The organism is Leifsonia sp. EB34 (assembly GCF_041260585.1).
Taxonomy (GTDB): domain Bacteria; phylum Actinomycetota; class Actinomycetes; order Actinomycetales; family Microbacteriaceae; genus Leifsonia.
Genome location: NZ_JBGCCV010000002.1, coordinates 430512 through 445304 on the forward strand (window position 1 = coordinate 430512; position 14793 = coordinate 445304).

20 protein-coding genes are annotated in these 14793 nt (G+C 71.8%); 12 read left to right on the forward strand and 8 right to left on the reverse strand.

Translation table 11 applies throughout. The annotated features are described in order from the left end of the window. Positions 1 to 4 precede the first annotated feature (4 nt). The 3 genes from kdpC to ABIA36_RS11530 are packed head-to-tail and all read left to right on the forward strand — an operon-like array spanning position 5 to position 3918. A complete protein-coding gene (gene kdpC / locus ABIA36_RS11520) occupies positions 5 to 628 on the forward strand; it encodes a potassium-transporting ATPase subunit KdpC (RefSeq protein ID WP_369962510.1) in 624 nt (207 codons plus the stop codon). Between the two features lie 12 nt (positions 629 to 640). Then, on the forward strand, positions 641 to 3193 hold the full coding sequence (locus ABIA36_RS11525) for a DUF4118 domain-containing protein (protein ID WP_369962511.1): 2553 nt from the start codon (positions 641 to 643) through the stop codon (positions 3191 to 3193). A gap of 2 nt (positions 3194 to 3195) precedes the next feature. After that, positions 3196 to 3918: a response regulator gene (locus tag ABIA36_RS11530; protein ID WP_369962512.1), complete on the forward strand. Its 723-nt coding sequence runs from the start codon at positions 3196 to 3198 to the stop codon at positions 3916 to 3918. Here the strand turns inward: ABIA36_RS11530 and ABIA36_RS11535 are convergent. The 5 genes from ABIA36_RS11535 to ABIA36_RS11555 form a co-directional block, all read right to left on the reverse strand. Next, a complete protein-coding gene (locus ABIA36_RS11535) occupies positions 3885 to 4481 on the reverse strand; it encodes a dihydrofolate reductase family protein (protein ID WP_369962513.1) in 597 nt (198 codons plus the stop codon). The two genes, ABIA36_RS11530 and ABIA36_RS11535, sit on opposite strands and share 34 nt — an antisense overlap. 1 nt (position 4482) lies before the next feature. Next, a complete protein-coding gene (locus ABIA36_RS11540) occupies positions 4483 to 5094 on the reverse strand; it encodes a TetR/AcrR family transcriptional regulator (protein WP_369962514.1) in 612 nt (203 codons plus the stop codon). A gap of 60 nt (positions 5095 to 5154) precedes the next feature. Further along, positions 5155 to 5508, reverse strand: a complete 354-nt coding sequence (locus tag ABIA36_RS11545) for an SPW repeat protein (RefSeq protein WP_369962515.1) — start codon at positions 5506 to 5508, stop codon at positions 5155 to 5157. Between the two features lie 215 nt (positions 5509 to 5723). Then, positions 5724 to 6098, reverse strand: coding sequence for a histidine phosphatase family protein (locus tag ABIA36_RS11550; protein ID WP_369962516.1), 375 nt, complete (start codon positions 6096 to 6098; stop codon positions 5724 to 5726). 14 nt (positions 6099 to 6112) lie between these two features. Further along, entirely contained in the window at positions 6113 to 6979 is an 867-nt protein-coding gene (locus tag ABIA36_RS11555) for an alpha/beta fold hydrolase (RefSeq protein WP_369962517.1), read from the reverse strand. Between the two features lie 201 nt (positions 6980 to 7180). On the opposite strand from ABIA36_RS11555, the gene ABIA36_RS11560 reads away from it, so the two are divergent. Beyond that, positions 7181 to 7357: a hypothetical protein gene (locus ABIA36_RS11560; protein ID WP_369962519.1), complete on the forward strand. Its 177-nt coding sequence runs from the start codon at positions 7181 to 7183 to the stop codon at positions 7355 to 7357. A 21-nt stretch (positions 7358 to 7378) separates the two neighbouring features. On the opposite strand, the gene ABIA36_RS11565 is transcribed toward ABIA36_RS11560, so the two are convergent. Next, on the reverse strand, positions 7379 to 8128 hold the full coding sequence (locus tag ABIA36_RS11565; RefSeq protein WP_369962520.1) for an SDR family NAD(P)-dependent oxidoreductase: 750 nt from the start codon (positions 8126 to 8128) through the stop codon (positions 7379 to 7381). Between the two features lie 210 nt (positions 8129 to 8338). Between ABIA36_RS11565 and ABIA36_RS11570 the strand changes: the two genes are divergently transcribed. The 5 genes from ABIA36_RS11570 to ABIA36_RS11590 all read left to right on the forward strand — a co-directional run bounded on the left by ABIA36_RS11570 (position 8339) and on the right by ABIA36_RS11590 (position 12519). Continuing rightward, on the forward strand, positions 8339 to 9289 hold the full coding sequence (locus tag ABIA36_RS11570) for a patatin-like phospholipase family protein (protein ID WP_369962521.1): 951 nt from the start codon (positions 8339 to 8341) through the stop codon (positions 9287 to 9289). A 95-nt stretch (positions 9290 to 9384) separates the two neighbouring features. After that, a complete protein-coding gene (locus ABIA36_RS11575) occupies positions 9385 to 10542 on the forward strand; it encodes a S1C family serine protease (RefSeq protein WP_369962522.1) in 1158 nt (385 codons plus the stop codon). A 144-nt stretch (positions 10543 to 10686) separates the two neighbouring features. After that, positions 10687 to 11412 carry an SDR family NAD(P)-dependent oxidoreductase gene (locus tag ABIA36_RS11580; protein ID WP_369963739.1) on the forward strand — a complete coding sequence of 242 codons (726 nt, stop codon included), beginning with the start codon at positions 10687 to 10689 and terminating at the stop codon, positions 11410 to 11412. Between the two features lie 106 nt (positions 11413 to 11518). Next, complete coding sequence (locus ABIA36_RS11585; protein ID WP_369962523.1) at positions 11519 to 12124, forward strand: hypothetical protein; 606 nt, start codon at positions 11519 to 11521, stop codon at positions 12122 to 12124. Between the two features lie 53 nt (positions 12125 to 12177). Continuing rightward, positions 12178 to 12519, forward strand: a complete 342-nt coding sequence (locus tag ABIA36_RS11590; RefSeq protein WP_369962524.1) for a YciI family protein — start codon at positions 12178 to 12180, stop codon at positions 12517 to 12519. Positions 12520 to 12546: 27 nt separating this feature from the next. Here ABIA36_RS11590 and ABIA36_RS11595 read toward each other — a convergent pair whose 3' ends face one another. Beyond that, positions 12547 to 12939: a hypothetical protein gene (locus ABIA36_RS11595; RefSeq protein WP_369962525.1), complete on the reverse strand. Its 393-nt coding sequence runs from the start codon at positions 12937 to 12939 to the stop codon at positions 12547 to 12549. A 274-nt stretch (positions 12940 to 13213) separates the two neighbouring features. On the opposite strand from ABIA36_RS11595, the gene ABIA36_RS11600 reads away from it, so the two are divergent. Then, complete coding sequence (locus ABIA36_RS11600; protein ID WP_369962526.1) at positions 13214 to 13381, forward strand: hypothetical protein; 168 nt, start codon at positions 13214 to 13216, stop codon at positions 13379 to 13381. 9 nt (positions 13382 to 13390) lie between these two features. Here ABIA36_RS11600 and ABIA36_RS11605 read toward each other — a convergent pair whose 3' ends face one another. After that, positions 13391 to 13642 (reverse strand): helix-turn-helix domain-containing protein, encoded by a 252-nt coding sequence (locus ABIA36_RS11605; protein ID WP_369962527.1) that lies wholly within the window; start codon positions 13640 to 13642, stop codon positions 13391 to 13393. Between the two features lie 89 nt (positions 13643 to 13731). Here ABIA36_RS11605 and ABIA36_RS11610 point away from each other — a divergent pair, with 89 nt between their 5' ends. Together ABIA36_RS11610 and ABIA36_RS11615 are read left to right on the forward strand one after the other, a co-directional pair. Further along, on the forward strand, positions 13732 to 13935 hold the full coding sequence (locus ABIA36_RS11610; RefSeq protein WP_179605267.1) for a cold-shock protein: 204 nt from the start codon (positions 13732 to 13734) through the stop codon (positions 13933 to 13935). A 257-nt stretch (positions 13936 to 14192) separates the two neighbouring features. Then, on the forward strand, positions 14193 to 14792 hold the full coding sequence (locus tag ABIA36_RS11615; RefSeq protein WP_369962529.1) for a DUF1992 domain-containing protein: 600 nt from the start codon (positions 14193 to 14195) through the stop codon (positions 14790 to 14792). The last annotated feature ends 1 nt before the right edge of the window (position 14793 follow it).

Genomic DNA, 14793 nt, shown 5'->3' on the forward strand with positions numbered 1-14793 from the left:
CATCATGAATGCTTCGGCACGCGGAACCGGGCGCCAGTACTGGGTCGGCCTGCGGGCACTGCTCATCATCACCGTGGTGGTGGGGATCGCCTACCCCCTGGTCATCACGGGGATCGGCCAGCTCGCCTTCCCGAACCAGTCCAACGGCTCGACCATCAGCTCCGGAGGGAAGGTCACCGGGTCGGCCCTGATCGGGCAGTCCTTCACCGACAAGAAGGGCAACCCGCTTCCGCAGTGGTTCCAGTCCCGGCCCTCCGCGGCCGGGAACGGCTACGACGGAGGCTCCTCCAGCGGCAGCAACTACGGCCCGAACAGCCCCGACCTGCTGAAGGCAGTGCAGCAGCGCAAGCAGACCATCGAGAAGACCGACGGTGTGAGCGCGAGCCAGGTCCCGGCTGACGCGGTCACGGCGTCCGGGTCGGGCCTGGACCCGCACATCTCGCCCGCCTACGCCCTGCTGCAGGTGGACGCGGTGGCGAAGGCTCGCGGGATCAGCGCCGACGCGGTTCGCAAACTGGTGGACAGCCACACCCAGCAGCGCGACCTCGGCTATCTCGGCGAGCCCACCGTCAACGTCCTGCAGCTGAACATCGCTCTGACGGCGATGGACCCCAGCGGCAACAAGTAGAGGGTCAGACGGATGGCAGTTCGAGGCCGGCTCCGGGTGCTGCTCGGCGCAGCACCCGGGGTCGGCAAGACCTACATGATGCTCGAGGAAGGGCATCGCCTGCACGATCTGGGCAAGGATGTCGTCGTCGCCGTGGTGGAGACCCACGAACGCGAGGCGACGGCCGCGCTGCTGGACGGCCTCGAGGTGGTGCCGCGCCGCACGGTAGAGCATCGCGGCATCACCCTGACCGAGATGGATGTGGACGCCGTCATCGCCCGCAAGCCGGCCCTCGCTCTGGTCGACGAGCTCGCGCACACCAACGCCCCCGGCTCCGCGAACGCGAAACGATGGCAGGACGTCGAGCAGCTCCTCGCGGCCGGGATCGACGTCATCTCGACGGTCAACGTCCAGCACATCGAGTCGCTCAACGATGTGGTGGAGCAGATCACCGGCGTCCCGCAACGCGAGACGATCCCGGACTCCATCGTCCGCAGCGCCGACCAGATCGAGGTGGTCGACCTCACCCCGCAGTCCCTGCGCGACCGCCTCGCCGAGGGCCAGGTGTATCCGGCCGCCCGCATCGACGCCGCGCTCTCCAACTACTTCCGGCTCGGCAACCTCACCGCGCTGCGCGAGCTGACGCTGGTCTGGCTGGCCGACGAGGTCGACCAGGCGCTGCAGCGGTACCGCGCCGAGCACGGCATCCAGGAGAAGTGGGAGGCGCGCGAGCGCGTCGTCGTCGCCCTCACGGGCGGCCCCGAGGGCGAAACTCTCCTCCGTCGCGGCGCCCGGGTGGCGGCGCGCTCGGGGAGCGGCGAGCTGCTGGCCGTGCACGTCGCGAGCCAGGACGGCCTCCGCGAGACCGACCCGGCCGCCCTGGCCGCCCAGCGCAAACTGGTCGAAGAGCTCGGCGGCACGTATCACCAGGTCGTCGGCACCGACATCCCGGAGGCGCTCGTCGCCTTCGCGAAGGCCAGCAACGCGACGCAGCTCGTGATCGGCGTCTCCCGGCGCAACCGGCTCACCGCGTTCCTGACCGGTTCGGGAGTGGGCTCCACGGTGATCCGGGCGTCCGGTGACATCGATGTGCACATCGTCTCGCATGCCGCCGCCGGCGGGCGCAACCTGCCCAAGTTCCGGCGCACGGGTGCCCTCAGCATCCGGCGGCGGGTCTACGGGTTCGCGCTGGCATTGATCGCCGGCCCCCTGCTGACCCTGGCTCTGCTGCCGATCCGCAGCCCCGACTCGCTCACCGCCGAGACGCTGAGTTACCAGCTGCTGGTGGTCGTCGTCGCCCTGGTCGGTGGCATCTGGCCGGCCCTGTTCGCCGCCGTGCTGTCCGGGCTCACTCTCGACTTCGTCTTCGTCAGCCCCTACAACACGCTGACGATCGGCCAGCCGACCCACCTGCTCGCACTCGCCCTCTACATCGTCATCGCGGTGCTGGTGAGCGTGGTCGTGGATCAGTCGGCGCGACGAACCCGCAGCGCCGCCCGAGCGTCGGCGGAGTCCGAGTTGCTCGTCACCATCGCGGGCAGCGTCATCCGCGGGGGAGACGCCGTGCAGTCCCTGGTCTCGCGGACGCGCGAAGCGTTCGGGCTGAAGGCGGTCCGGTTCATCGCGGACGACGGCACCGTCATGAACGTCGACGGCGAGATCCCCGCCGACGCCGTCCCGACCCGTGTCCCGGTGGGGGAGCGCGGAAGCCTGGAGCTGTTCGGCGACGACCTGCAGGCCGGTGACCGGCGGCTGCTCTCGGTCATCGTGGCTCAGCTCGACGCGGCACTGGAACACGCCGACCTCAGCACCGCGGCCCAGGAGGTCGGGCCTCTGGAGGCCACCGACCGCGTCCGCACCGCGCTGCTCGCCGCCGTCGGCCATGACCTGCGGCGCCCGCTGGCGGCCGCGACGGCCGCGGTGACGAGCCTGCGGACGGCCGGCAGCCGGCTCTCCAGCCGGGACAAAGTCGAGCTCCTGGACACCGCGGAGGTCAGCCTGCGCAACCTCGCCGACCTGCTGACCAACCTCCTCGATGTCAGCCGCGTGCAGGCCGGCGTCCTCGCCGTCTCGTTGCAACCGGTCGACCTCGAGGACCTGCTGCCGCCGGTCCTCGACGAACTGCTGGTCGGGCCGGGCGAGGTCACGATCGACCTGCCGGAGGACCTGCCGTCGGTCACCGCCGATCCCGTGCTGCTGCGCCGTGCCATCGTCAACCTGCTCAGCAACGCGCTGCGCTATTCCCCCGTCGGGCAGCCGCCGCGGCTCAGCGCGAGCACGTTCGGCGGACAGGTCGAAGTGCGCATCGCCGACCACGGTCCCGGCGTGCCGGACGACCGCAAGGAGGAGATCTTCCACCCGTTCCAGCGGATGGGGGACACGGACAACAGCGCCGGCATCGGTCTCGGCCTCGCTCTGACGAAAGGGTTCGTCGAAGGAATGGGCGGAACGCTCGTCGCGGATGACACGCCGGCCGGCGGCCTCACCATGGTGCTCGCCCTCCCCGTCGACCAGGAGAACCTGGTGGACCGCTCGCAGAGTCCCGCCGACGACGGCTCGGCGGCTGAGCCCGTGAAGGACGTGTGACGATGAAGATCGTCGTGGCGGACGACGACCCGCAGATGCTCGGAGCGCTCCGGATCATGCTGGGAGCCCACGGGTACGAGGTCGCCCTGGCCCCGAACGGCAAGGCGGCCCTGAGCCTCGTCGTCAACGAGCACCCCGACCTGCTGATCCTCGACCTCGGCATGCCCCAACTCAGCGGCGTTGAGGTCATCAAGGCGATCCGCGGCTGGAACACCGTGCCCATCCTCGTCGTGTCCGGGCGGACCGACGCGGCGGACAAGGTGGGCGCGCTGGACGCCGGCGCCGACGACTACGTCGCGAAGCCGTTCTCGGCCGACGAGCTGCTGGCGCGGATCCGGGCGCTCACCCGCCGGGTGGCCGGTGCGGTCGAGACCCCGGTGGTGCAGTTCGGGAGGGTCACCGTCGATCTCGGCAACAAGATCGTCCTCACCCGCGACGGCGACCAGGACAGACCGGTGCGACTGACTCCCACGGAGTGGCAGGTGCTGGAGCTGCTGCTGCGCAACCCGCGCAAGCTGGTCACCCAGCGCACGATCCTGACCGAGATCCGCGGCCCGCAGCACATCAGCGACTCCGGCTACATCCGCTTCTACATCGCCCAGCTCCGGAAGAAGCTCGAACCGGATCCGGCTCGGCCGCGGTTCATCCTCACCGAGCCGGGGATGGGGTACCGCTTCCAGCCCGATCCCGATCAGGAGGGAGACGCCCCGCCCACGACAGCATGATGCTCAGCCGTCGGCCGGAATCGTAGCGCCATCACCCCCGACCGGAACTCCGCGCGTTCCACGAGCTCGAGCCGGATCCGCTCGCGCAGCCCGGCGAGCAGCGTCGGGCCGTGTCCGGCGAGCACCGGCTGCACCACGAAGACGTATTCGTCGATCAGGCCCAGGTCCGCCAGGGCGAGCGGGAGCGTCACCCCGCCGACGAACAGGCCCTCGCCCGGCTCCTTCCTGAGCCGTTCGACCGCCTGGCGGAGGTCTCCGCGCAGCAGCTCGGCGTTCCAGTCGACCCCGCTCAGGGTGCTCGACACGACGTGCTTCTTCGCGGTGTCGATGGCTTCCGCGAACGGGAGCTGAGAAGCGTCCATCCACTCGGGCCAGACGCCGGTGGCAGGCCGGCGCCACGCGGCCTCCATCATCCCGTAGGTGACCCGGCCGAAGAGGAGGGCGTCGGCCCGCTCCAGCTCGGCGGTCCAGAACCGCATCGACTCCTCGTCGGGAGGGAGGCCCGCCTCGTGGTGGACACAGCCGTCGAGCGTGACGTTGATGGCGTAGCGAAGCGGTCTCATCTCAGTCGGACCCGTGCTGCAACCCCGCGCACACCAGCTCGGCGAGGGCGGCGAGGTCTTGACGAGGGTCCACGACGAGGTCCGCGGTATCGCCCTCGGCCGCCCCGCCCTCTCCCGGCCCGTCCGTGAGCGGGGGCGTCGTGACGATCGCACCCCACGCGAGCGCCGCGGCGCGGAGTCGCCTGCCGCCGACGGGGATGTGCAGGCTCCCGGCGAGAACCTTCTCGATCGTCGCGTACAGCGCGCGCCGGTGCTCGGCCAGGTTGGCCTTCACCTCCGGGTGCGAGTGCTGCTCGCGCCAGACGATCACGCGCAGCACGGCGGAGTCCGCCTGCACCCGGAACAGCTTCTGGCTCAGATTCAACAGGGAGCGGACCGGGTTGCCCGGCACGATCAGCGGGTCCGGGTCGATGGTGCCCGGCCCGAGGCGTTCGTCGACCAGCGAGCCGAGGATGTCCTTCTTGGTGGGGAAGTAGTAGAACAGCAGGCCCTTGGGGACGGCCGCCGCCGCGGCGATGGCGGAGGTCGGGGTCGCGTCGAAACCGCGTTCGGCGAAGAGGGTCTCGGCCGCGTCGAGGATTCGGGTCCGAGCCTCCGTCGCCTCTTCCACCATTCCATGCCCTTTCGATACGGTGCGAGGGGCCGGTGACCGGCCCCTCGCGGGTGGTTCGTTCTAGTGCGTCGCCTGCGGGTGGTGCATCTTCATCGCCGGCTGGACGGCCAGGAGGCCGACGGCCAGCGCGACGATCCCCGCGATCCAGGAGGTCCAGGCCGCTGCGGCGTTGGTGGCGTAGTTCCCCACCCACGGCGAGATGATGAGCAGGGCGCCGAGAGCGACGTGGATCCACTCCATGGAGACGAGGCCCGGCATCGCCAGGCTCCACACTCCGGCCGCGACCAGCAGCACACCCAGGACGAGCATGATCGGCAGGGACGCGCCCGTGTGGGCGGTCCAGATCGTCGACAGTGCGACGTAGAGACCGGCGGCGACGGCCACCCAGTCCTGCCAGCGAGTCCACTTCTTCATCGACACCAACATCCTTTCGTCAGTCGGCTCCCGATCTGGGGGTCATGTTCGATTTTAGAATTGATTGACCGCCCGGTCAATGCTGATCAGTCCAGGGGCGCCTCATTTCAGGTGGCGGCCGTCCGAGCGCCCCGCGTCGCGGAGGGTCGCGGAAGTCGCGTCGAGCTCGGACCACGGTCCCTGCACGCCCAGCACGGCCAGGCCGGCGGTCCCCATCACCAGGTCGTCTCGGCGAGAAGCGAGGCCAGCTCCTCCATCCCGGGATTGTGGCCGACCAGGATCACCGTGCCGACGTCGTCCGGCACGTCGCGCACGACATCGAGGAGCGCGTCGGCGGACGCCGCGTACACCCGGTCGTCGAACCGCGCGGGAGGCGCCGCCGCGAGCTGGGCGGAGACGAGTTCCCAGGTCTCGCGTGCGCGTCGCGCGGGGGAGACCAGGGCCAGCCCGATCGGATCGGCGTGGGCGGCGAGCCAGCGTCCGGCGAGGGGAGCCTGCCTCCGTCCGCGGTCGGCCAGCGGGCGGTCGATGTCCGGGACGGTCCCCGACCAGTCCGACTTGGCGTGGCGCAACAGGATGAGGGTGCTCATGCCGATCTGCCTCCTCAGGACGCGTCGAGGACCTCGCGGAGCCGAGCGGCGAACTCCCGGGGCTTGCCCGGGTAGCCGGAGTCCTCGGCCGCGAAGCCGCCGTGGTGGCTCGGGAAGACGACCGGCTCCGTGCCCAGCAGCGATGCGACGGCGGCGGAGGTGCGGCCGGTGAAGATGCCCTCCGACTCCTCGCCGACGGCGACGACGATGCGGGTGGGCGCGGCCTTCAGCGCCTCGATGTCGGGGCGGTAGCCGGTGATCGCCACCGAGCGTTGCGAGAGGAGGGGGTCGTCGCGGGAGCCGTCGTCGGCGGCGGGCATCCCGAACATCGCGGGGTCCGGTGCGGGGAGGGCGAAGTAGTCGTCGGTGAACTCCCCGCGCCACGACGTCATCATGATGAACGCGGCCATGCCCGCCCCGAAGCCGTGGGCGTCGTAGGCGGCGTGCACCGCGTCGAGACCGCGCTCGGCGGCCTCCGCGTCCGGCAGCACGCCCGGCAGCGGCGGCTCGTGGGCGACGAGGGTGCGCACGTCCTCCGGATGGGCGGCCACCAGTGCGAGTGCGGTCACGGCACCCCCGCTGCTCGCGAACAGGTCGACCGGCCCGGCGCCGAGCGCCTCGATGACCGCGTGGACGTCCTCGGCCTGGGTGGTGGGCGTGTTGGTCACCTCGCCGTCGCTGCGGGTGCTCCGGCCGAGGCCGCGCGGGTCGTAGGTGACCACGACGCGGTCGGGGAGGTGGGACGCCAGGGCGCGGAATCCGCTCGCGTCCATCGGCTGGCCGATCATGACGAGCGGCGGATGCCCTCCCTCGCCGGCCTCCGCGTCGGCGACGTCGTAGACGATCTCGGCTCCGGGTGTGCGGATGGTGCGCGTTTCCATGACGGACTCGTCTCGGTCGGCGGACGGGTGATGGTGTGGATGCTACGGGACGTCGCCCGCCCGAGGCTATGCCCCTCCGTCTACCCGAGAATTGGGGCGGCGGTCAGGCTTCGAGTTCGCTGATCCCGGGCGTCCGTCACAGGTCGCCGACCTACGCTTTTTCGTGAGGTGGGGGAAGCCGAACGAGACAGGAAAACGATCATGGGTGCAACGATTACCCCCATCAGGAGGCCCGCGCCCGTCGCGCACGTCGAGACGATCGAAGGCTCCGGCGACAGCCGCACGATCAGCGTCCGGTGCTGGTGCCCGATCGGCCACGACCACACGTACGCGGAATGGGTGGCGCTGTTCGGGCGGTCCCAGTACGACGTGCGCTGAGGACGCGGGCGCGAGGCGCTCTCACCAGGGCGCGACGGTGCCGTCCCACGAGAACAGCAGACCGCTCGGCCCGTCGTCGGGCAGCGTCGCGAGCCGGACGGCGGCCTCGGCCGCCTCGGCCGGATCCCCGCCCGCGGCGGCGGCGCGCGGATTCAGGTTGGTGGCGCGCAGGCCCGGCGCCAGCGCGTTGACCTTCACGCCGTCCTCCGCCAGGGCGTGCGCGTAGAAGATGGTCAGACCGTCGAGCGCGGCTTTCGAGGACCGGTAGGCGGCGCCGCGGCCGGACGAGGCGGCGACGTGGTCGAACTGCGGGTTCGGCCCGGTGCTCCAGGTGAGCGAGCCGGTGCCGCTGGAGATGTTGACGATCCGGGGATGCGCGGAGGTCCGCAGCGCGGGGAGGAACGCGTTCGTGACGGCGACCACGCCGAACACGTTCGTCTCGTAGGTGCGCCGGAAGACGTCCACGTCCACCTCGGTGACGACGTCCGCGATGTCGAGTGAGATGCCGGCGTTGTTGATCAGCCCGTCCAGGGTCGGCACGGCCGCGGCGGCCGCGGCGACGCTGTCGGCGTCGGTGACGTCGAGGGGGAGGACGGCGCCGCCGACCTCGGCGGCGGCCTGCTCGCCGCGCTCGCGGTCGCGGGCGCCGAGCAGGACGTTCCAGCCCTGCGCGGCGAGCCGGCGGGCGATCTCCTTCCCGATTCCGCTGGTGGCTCCCGTCACGAGAGCGGTGGCCGGGACGAGTGGGGTGCTGGCAGTGGTGGCGTTCACGCCCTCCATCCTGCGTCGGCCGCCGCCGCGGAACCAGGCCCGGGGAGTACCACCCTCGTGCTAACGTTCTCCCGATCGTGATCCGGACGCAGGAGGTGAGACCCATGAACGCAGTATCCGTAGTGGGTGCTCCCCTGCAGTACACGATCGCGCGCCGCCGGTAGCCGGCGCCGGGAGCGCCCGAAGGCATCTTCGCGAAAGGCGACTCCCATGGACGCACACACTTCTCCCTCCCGCGCGCTCGTCCTGCACGGCGGCGGATCCTCCGGCAACGCCTGGGAGCTCGGCGTGATCGCCGGCCTCCTCGACGGCGGGGTGGACGTCACCCGCGCCGACCTGATCGTCGGCACCTCGGCCGGATCGACGGCCGCCGCCCAGATCACGGGCGCGCCGCCCGGCGAGCTGTTCGCCGCCATCCTCGATGTGCCGCCTGCGCAGCGGCCCGGCGGCGGCGCACCCGGCGCTCCCGCTGGGCCCGGCGTCGGCGTCTCCCGCGGCGTCGCCGGCTCCGTCGGCGGTCAGCTGGAGGTCACGGGCCGCATCATCGCCGAGTCCTCCGACGCCGCCGACATGCGCCGCCGGATGGGCGCCTGGGCCATCGAGCTCGCCGACGGCGCCGACCCCGGGCGTCAGGCGCAGTGGCGCGCGACCGTGGCCTCCCGCCTGCCCAGCCAGGACTGGCCGGCGCAGCGCATCGTGATCACCGCCGTGGACGCGCGCACCGGCGAGGGCGCGACCTTCGACCGGGACAGCGGCGTCGCCCTGGCCGACGCCGTGGCGGCGAGCTGCTCCAGCGGCTTCGCCTACGCCCTCGGCGACGAGCACTACATCGACGGTGGCTACCGGCGCAACGAGAACGCCGACCTCGCGGCCGGCTTCGACCGCGTCCTGGTGCTGTCGCCCTTCGGCGGCCGCACCCGGCACCCGCTGGAGTGGAGGATGCAGCTCTCGGCTCAGATCGAGGAGCTGCGCGCCGCCGGCAGCGCGGTCGAGACGATCGTGCCCGACCAGGCGTCCCTCGACGCCTTCGGCGACAGCATGATGGACCTCTCGCGTCGTCCGGCGTCGGCGCAGGCCGGCTACGACCAGGGCACGGCGGCGGCCGAACGGCTCGCGGAGTTCTGGGGAGAGCGCGGCCGGCGGCCGTCACCGGACCGCTGACCGAGCTCCCAGGCGGTGTTGCCACCCCGGCGCGGCCGGTGGTAGACCGACCCTCAGAACGGGGCTGCTCGCTCCTCGTCACCTGGGGGTAGGACATGACTGAGAACGTTCCGGCGCCGTCGGCGCCCTCCCCGGCTCCGGCGCCGGGCACGCCCCGGCCGCGCCGCCGGCTCGGCTGGGTGTGGGCGGTGCTGGCCGTCGTGGTCGCCCTCGCCGCCGGCGTCTTCCTGGGCTGGGGCTTCGGGCGTTCGTCCGCGACGACGACCGCCTCCACCCCGAACAGCACGGGCGCCGGCACCCAGGAGGCCGGTGCCTGCGACGCCGTCACCGTGTCCAACGAGGTGCTCCCGGCCGTCGTCACGGTCTCCGCGGCCGGCTCGGCGGGCGGCGGAACGGGCACCGGCGAGATCATCAGCTCCGACGGCTACATCGTCACCAACAACCACGTGATCGCGGCCGCGGCGAACGGCGGGAAGATCGCCGTCCTCACCTCCGGCGGGGTGGACTCCCCGGCCCAGCTCGTCGGCCGCGATCCGCGGTCGGACCTCGCCGTGCTGAAGGTCACCGCCTCCTCGTCGCTGCCGACCGTGCCGTGGGGAGACTCGGCGAAGGTGGTCGTCGGCCAGCCGGTGGTCGCCCTCGGCGCGCCGCTCGGGCTGTCCGGGACGGTGACCTCCGGCATCGTCAGCGCGCTCGGGCGCACCGTCCCGGTCCCGGGCGACAACGGCCAGACCGCCATCCTGGCGAACTCCATCCAGACGGACGCGTCGATCAACCCCGGCAACTCCGGGGGCGCCCTGGTGGATTGCACCGGCGACCTGATCGGCATCAACTCGGCCATCGCGACCGTCCCCAACTCGGCGGGCCAGTCCGGAGGCGGAAGCGTCGGCATCGGCTTCGCCATCCCGTCCGACTTCGCGCACAGCATCGTCGACCAGCTCATCGCGACCGGGCACGTGACCTACCCGTACTTCGGCATCTCGGTCGCGCCGATCCCGCCGGCGGCCGCCGAGAAGCTGAAGGTCAGCGACGGGCTGTACGTGATCTCCGTCGTCCCGGGCGGCCCGTCCGCGGCCGCGGGGTTGCAGGAGGGCGACGTCATCACCGAGATCGACGGCAAGCCGGCCACCGACGCGGACACCCTCGTCCAGACGGTGATGACGACGAAGGCCGGGCAGAAGGTCGACGTCACCTACGTGCGCGGCGGCGCGACGAAGACCACCTCGGTGACGCTGGAGATGCCGCCGAGCTGAGCGACGGGTCGAGCGTGACCGCTCTCATCACCCCTGCTCCCATCACCCCTGGCCGAGCTCGCCATCAACCCACTACGTTTCGCTCGTGGACCTCCGACTGAACGACACCCTCGCCGTCGTACCGGCGCCAGTCGCGGCATCGGCCTGGCGGCCGCCCGCGCCCTCCTCGACGAGGGCGCCACCGTGATCGGCGTGGCGCGCACCCCTACCGACGAGTCGCGGGCGCTGGAGACGTCGGCCGGCTTCCGCTTCCACCCCGCCGACCTCTCCGACCCGGACGGGATCGCCCGCTTCAGCGAACAGCTCGCGGACAGCCCGGGAGGGCGGATCGACGTCCTGGTCAACAACGTCGGCTCCGCGCCGCCGCGGCCGGGCGGGTTCGCCTCCATCACGGACGACGACTGGCTGCGCACCTACGAGCTCAACGCGCTCGCCGCCGTGCGCGTCACCCGGGCGCTGCTCGGCCTGATCCCGGACGGCGGAGCGGTCGTCAACGTCGTGAGCGAGAACGCGATCCTCGCCGACCCGCTGGTGATGGACTACAGCGCGGCGAAGGCGGCGCTGCTGAGCTTCACCAAGTCGCTCTCGAAGGAGCTCGGTCCGCGCGGCATCCGCGTGAACTCCGTCAGCCCGGGTCCCGTCGCCACCGCGCTCTGGCTGGGCGCCGGCGGCGTCGCCCAGACCGTCTCGGCGGCCGGCGGTGGCACCCCGGAGGAGGTGCGGCACGGCGCCGAGCAGGCGATGGTCACCGGCCGGTTCACCACGCCGGAGGAGGTCGGCGCGCTGGTGGCGATGCTCGCCAGCCCGGTGCTCGGCAACCTGACCGGGGCGGACGTGGTGATCGACGGCGGGATGCGGCCGACGATGTGAGGTCCCGCACCCCGAAGTGGGGGACGCCCCGCGATCGTCTTCCGCGGGCCCGCTGTGCCAGGCTGTCCAGCGCGCGCCACGGTGGCGTGCGAAGGGGGAGACCAGCGTGACCGACGCGACCGACGACCGAATCCAGCCCGCGCCGGAGGGCGCCGACCCGTCCGCGACCGCTCCGGCCGGACCCCCGCCCGTCACGGCGCCCGAGGGCTACACCACGCCCGAGGGCTTCGCCTGGCCCGACGGCGTTGCCGTACCGGGACCGTTCACCCAATCGGAGCGCGTCGGCCGCGGCCTCGCACTCGCGCTCCTCATCATCCCGGCCGGCGTCATCGTCTGGACCGTGCTCTGGAACATCGGCTTCATCGCCTCGATCGTCACCTGGGGTGTGGCGGTCGGCGCAGTCTGGCTCTACCGGGCGGGATCGAAGGCGCGCGTCACCCGCGGCGCCTTCTGGGGCATCATCGCGATCGTCGCCGTGACCGTCGTGCTGTCGCTGCTCGCCGGCATCTTCATCGACCTCGTGGACGCCCTGAAGGTCCCGCTCGGCGACGCCCTCACCGACGACCGGGTGTGGGGACTGTTCGGGGACAACCTCTTCACCAACGGCGACATGTGGCAGTCCTACCTGCCCTCGGTGCTGCTGGCCCTGCTGTTCGCCGTGCTCGGCTGCTTCACCACCCTGCGCCGCGCGTCCCGGGAGTCGCGCGCCTGACAGCGCCCCGAGTAGAGTCGCGGCCGTAGCCCCGACCGCGAGGGAGTCCCGCGATGACGAAATTCATGATCTCGTTCCCCAGCGGCGCCATGCACGTCACCGAGGAGGAGTTGCCGGCGGTGGCCGACGCCGCGCACTCGGTCATCCGCGATGCGCAGGAGGCGGGCGTGTTCGTCTTCGGCGGCGGCATCGACGAGGGCGTCGGCACCGTGATGGTGTCGGCCGACGGCACGGTGACGACCGGGACCTACCCCGAGACCCGGCTGATGGACGGCGGCTTCACGATCCTCGACCTCCCGACCCGCGACGCCGCGCTGGAGTGGGCGGCGAAGATCGCGACCGCGTGCCGCTGCCCTCAGGAGGTCCGCGAGTTCCAGTACGACCCGCTCGTGTAGGCGCGGGGGTCTAGGCGCGGGCGCGTCTCAGCCCGCCAGCGCCTCCGAGTCGAAGTAGCTCTCGTGGAAGCACGCGAGCGCCTCGCCCCAGGTGCCACCCGCGTCCTCGATGGCCCGCGCCTCGTCGAGCGCGGCCACGGTGGCGAGCGGGACGGCCAGACCGTGCTCGGCCAGGTCGAGCACCGACTCGACCGGCTGGCCGGGGTCGTCCGTCTCGACGGTGGCGAGGTGCTGGTAGACGTCCGGCGCCAGTTCCCGCAGCGCCTCGCCGATCAGGTCGCCGCGCTCGGTGCCCTCGGCGTCCCAGGTGAACCGCACGAGCCCGTCCGCGGGAAAGGCGTAGCGATGCCGTTCGCCGGCGGCGGCGACCGCGTGGTCGAGGGCGGCGCGCACGGCCGCGGGGGCGATGATATCCGTCATGAGGCTCTCCTTCGTGGCGTCGTTGTCAACGTGATCGGGCCGTGGTGCACCGCCGACGGGCGGCGGGTCCCGTGATTGTGGCACGCCGGGACCACCCCCAGGAAGGGGGCAAACACCCGATTTCGGCAAATTCTGGAGGAACAGTCGCTGTCTGCGAGGTCTCCAGGCTGCCCGTGGGAAAGCCCGGGCCGGATGGACGTCGTGTCGATCCGCGCCCGAACATTGGACGCGGTGTCGATTCTGGCGGGGCCGCCGCCCGCCTACCATCCTTGACATGACCGCCATCGTCGAGGAAGACCGGGCCCGGGTACACCCCGCTGAGGGAGCGCACACCGGGGCGCCCCTCGGGCTCGGCGGCGCCCTCGGCACCGGTGGGTTCGGCACCGGCGGGTTCGGCGCGGGCAGCCGCGACGCCGACGTCGTCATCCTCGGCTACGACTGAGCGGACCGCCTACCGCGCTTCGTCGCCCAGCACCGCGGACACCCCGTCCAGCAGGTCGCCCGGCCGGCACTTCAGCACAGCCGCCAGGTGCACGAGATTCAGCACCGTGGGCATCGTCGTGCCCCGTTCGATCCGCCAGAGCGTGTGCTCCTGGAGGTCCGCCAGCCGGGACAGTTCCTCCAGCGTGAACAGCAGCCCCTCCCGCCGTCCACGGATGTTCTCGCCGATCCGGCTGCCGACAGCGTTGATTTCCGAGTGCACGCGATGAATGCTAACAAGCCGTCGGAGAGTAGCCTGGCAGTGCCGTGCGCTCGCTCGTGCGTTCGGAGAAGACGACGAAGGAAGAAACGATGGCTACAGGCACCGTCAAATGGTTCAACGCGGAGAAGGGGTACGGGTTCATCGCCCCGGATGACGGCAGTGCCGACGTCTTCGCCCACTTCAGCGAGATCTCCTCGCAGGGCTACCGGACGCTCGAGGAGAACCAGAAGGTCGAGTACGACCTGACCCAGGGTCCGAAGGGGATGCAGGCCTCCAACATCCGCCCGCTCTGACACCCCTCACTGAAACAGCGGATTCCCGCCGAGAGTGGGAAGCGGGGAGATGGCCCGGCCTGCCACAGGCCGGGCCATCGCCCACCGGGAATGCAGTACTGCCGCCCGTCCCCATGCGGTTCGGCCTGCCATCCGGTTGCTTAGTGCACACACTATGCGGGCCCTATCGATTGTCAACCGGGTTGCGCAGATTGCCGCGGATCCCGGCCACCCGACCCGGCGCGGTCCGACCACGGCCTGCGGCGTAGGCTGGCGACATGGCCGACGACAGCCCGCGCTCCGAGCCCGACGCCCGGGTGGAAGCCGCGCGCTACCGCCTGCGTCGCGAGGCCGAGGCGCGCGGCGAGGAGGTCGAGGAGGCCAACGTCGGCCAGCCGACGATGGATCAGCGCGCGCACGTCATCGAGAACGCGATCCAGCAGGCGATCCGCCGCGGCGACTTCGACGACCTCCCCGGCGCGGGCAAGCCGCTGCCCGGGCTCACCGGCACCCATGACCCCGACTGGTGGATCCGCCGCAAGATCGAGCGCGAGCAGCTCACCGGGCTCGGGCCGCCCGCGCTCACGCTGCGCACCGAGCACGCCGAGTTCGACGCCACGCTCGACCGGCTCGGATCCGAGCGGGCCGTGCGCGAGCACGTTGCCGACTTCAACCGCCGGGTGGTGAACGCCCGGCGGCAGCTCCAGGGCGGCCCTCCCGTCGTCACGCCGACCAGGGACGCGGACGAGGCGGTCGCGCGCTGGGCCGAGCGCCGCAACGCCCGCCTGCGCGAGGCCGAGGCGAACCGGCGTGCGGAGGCGGAGGCGCTGGCGGCGCTCAGCCGGCGCGAACGCCGCCGCCTGCGCAGAGCGCGCTGAG

What these genes read in the sequence shown, in the direction of transcription:
- kdpC (WP_369962510.1), top strand. Translation starts at nt 5, where the DNA reads ATGAATGCTTCGGCACGCGGAACCGGGCGCCAGTACTGGGTCGGCCTG.
- ABIA36_RS11525 (WP_369962511.1), top strand. Translation starts at nt 641, where the DNA reads ATGGCAGTTCGAGGCCGGCTCCGGGTGCTGCTCGGCGCAGCACCCGGG.
- ABIA36_RS11530 (WP_369962512.1), top strand. Translation starts at nt 3,196, where the DNA reads ATGAAGATCGTCGTGGCGGACGACGACCCGCAGATGCTCGGAGCGCTC.
- ABIA36_RS11535 (WP_369962513.1), bottom strand. Translation starts at nt 4,481, where the DNA reads ATGAGACCGCTTCGCTACGCCATCAACGTCACGCTCGACGGCTGTGTC.
- ABIA36_RS11540 (WP_369962514.1), bottom strand. Translation starts at nt 5,094, where the DNA reads ATGGTGGAAGAGGCGACGGAGGCTCGGACCCGAATCCTCGACGCGGCC.
- ABIA36_RS11545 (WP_369962515.1), bottom strand. Translation starts at nt 5,508, where the DNA reads ATGAAGAAGTGGACTCGCTGGCAGGACTGGGTGGCCGTCGCCGCCGGT.
- ABIA36_RS11550 (WP_369962516.1), bottom strand. Translation starts at nt 6,098, where the DNA reads ATGAGCACCCTCATCCTGTTGCGCCACGCCAAGTCGGACTGGTCGGGG.
- ABIA36_RS11555 (WP_369962517.1), bottom strand. Translation starts at nt 6,979, where the DNA reads ATGGAAACGCGCACCATCCGCACACCCGGAGCCGAGATCGTCTACGAC.
- ABIA36_RS11560 (WP_369962519.1), top strand. Translation starts at nt 7,181, where the DNA reads ATGGGTGCAACGATTACCCCCATCAGGAGGCCCGCGCCCGTCGCGCAC.
- ABIA36_RS11570 (WP_369962521.1), top strand. Translation starts at nt 8,339, where the DNA reads ATGGACGCACACACTTCTCCCTCCCGCGCGCTCGTCCTGCACGGCGGC.
- ABIA36_RS11575 (WP_369962522.1), top strand. Translation starts at nt 9,385, where the DNA reads ATGACTGAGAACGTTCCGGCGCCGTCGGCGCCCTCCCCGGCTCCGGCG.
- ABIA36_RS11590 (WP_369962524.1), top strand. Translation starts at nt 12,178, where the DNA reads ATGACGAAATTCATGATCTCGTTCCCCAGCGGCGCCATGCACGTCACC.
- ABIA36_RS11595 (WP_369962525.1), bottom strand. Translation starts at nt 12,939, where the DNA reads ATGACGGATATCATCGCCCCCGCGGCCGTGCGCGCCGCCCTCGACCAC.
- ABIA36_RS11600 (WP_369962526.1), top strand. Translation starts at nt 13,214, where the DNA reads ATGACCGCCATCGTCGAGGAAGACCGGGCCCGGGTACACCCCGCTGAG.
- ABIA36_RS11610 (WP_179605267.1), top strand. Translation starts at nt 13,732, where the DNA reads ATGGCTACAGGCACCGTCAAATGGTTCAACGCGGAGAAGGGGTACGGG.
- ABIA36_RS11615 (WP_369962529.1), top strand. Translation starts at nt 14,193, where the DNA reads ATGGCCGACGACAGCCCGCGCTCCGAGCCCGACGCCCGGGTGGAAGCC.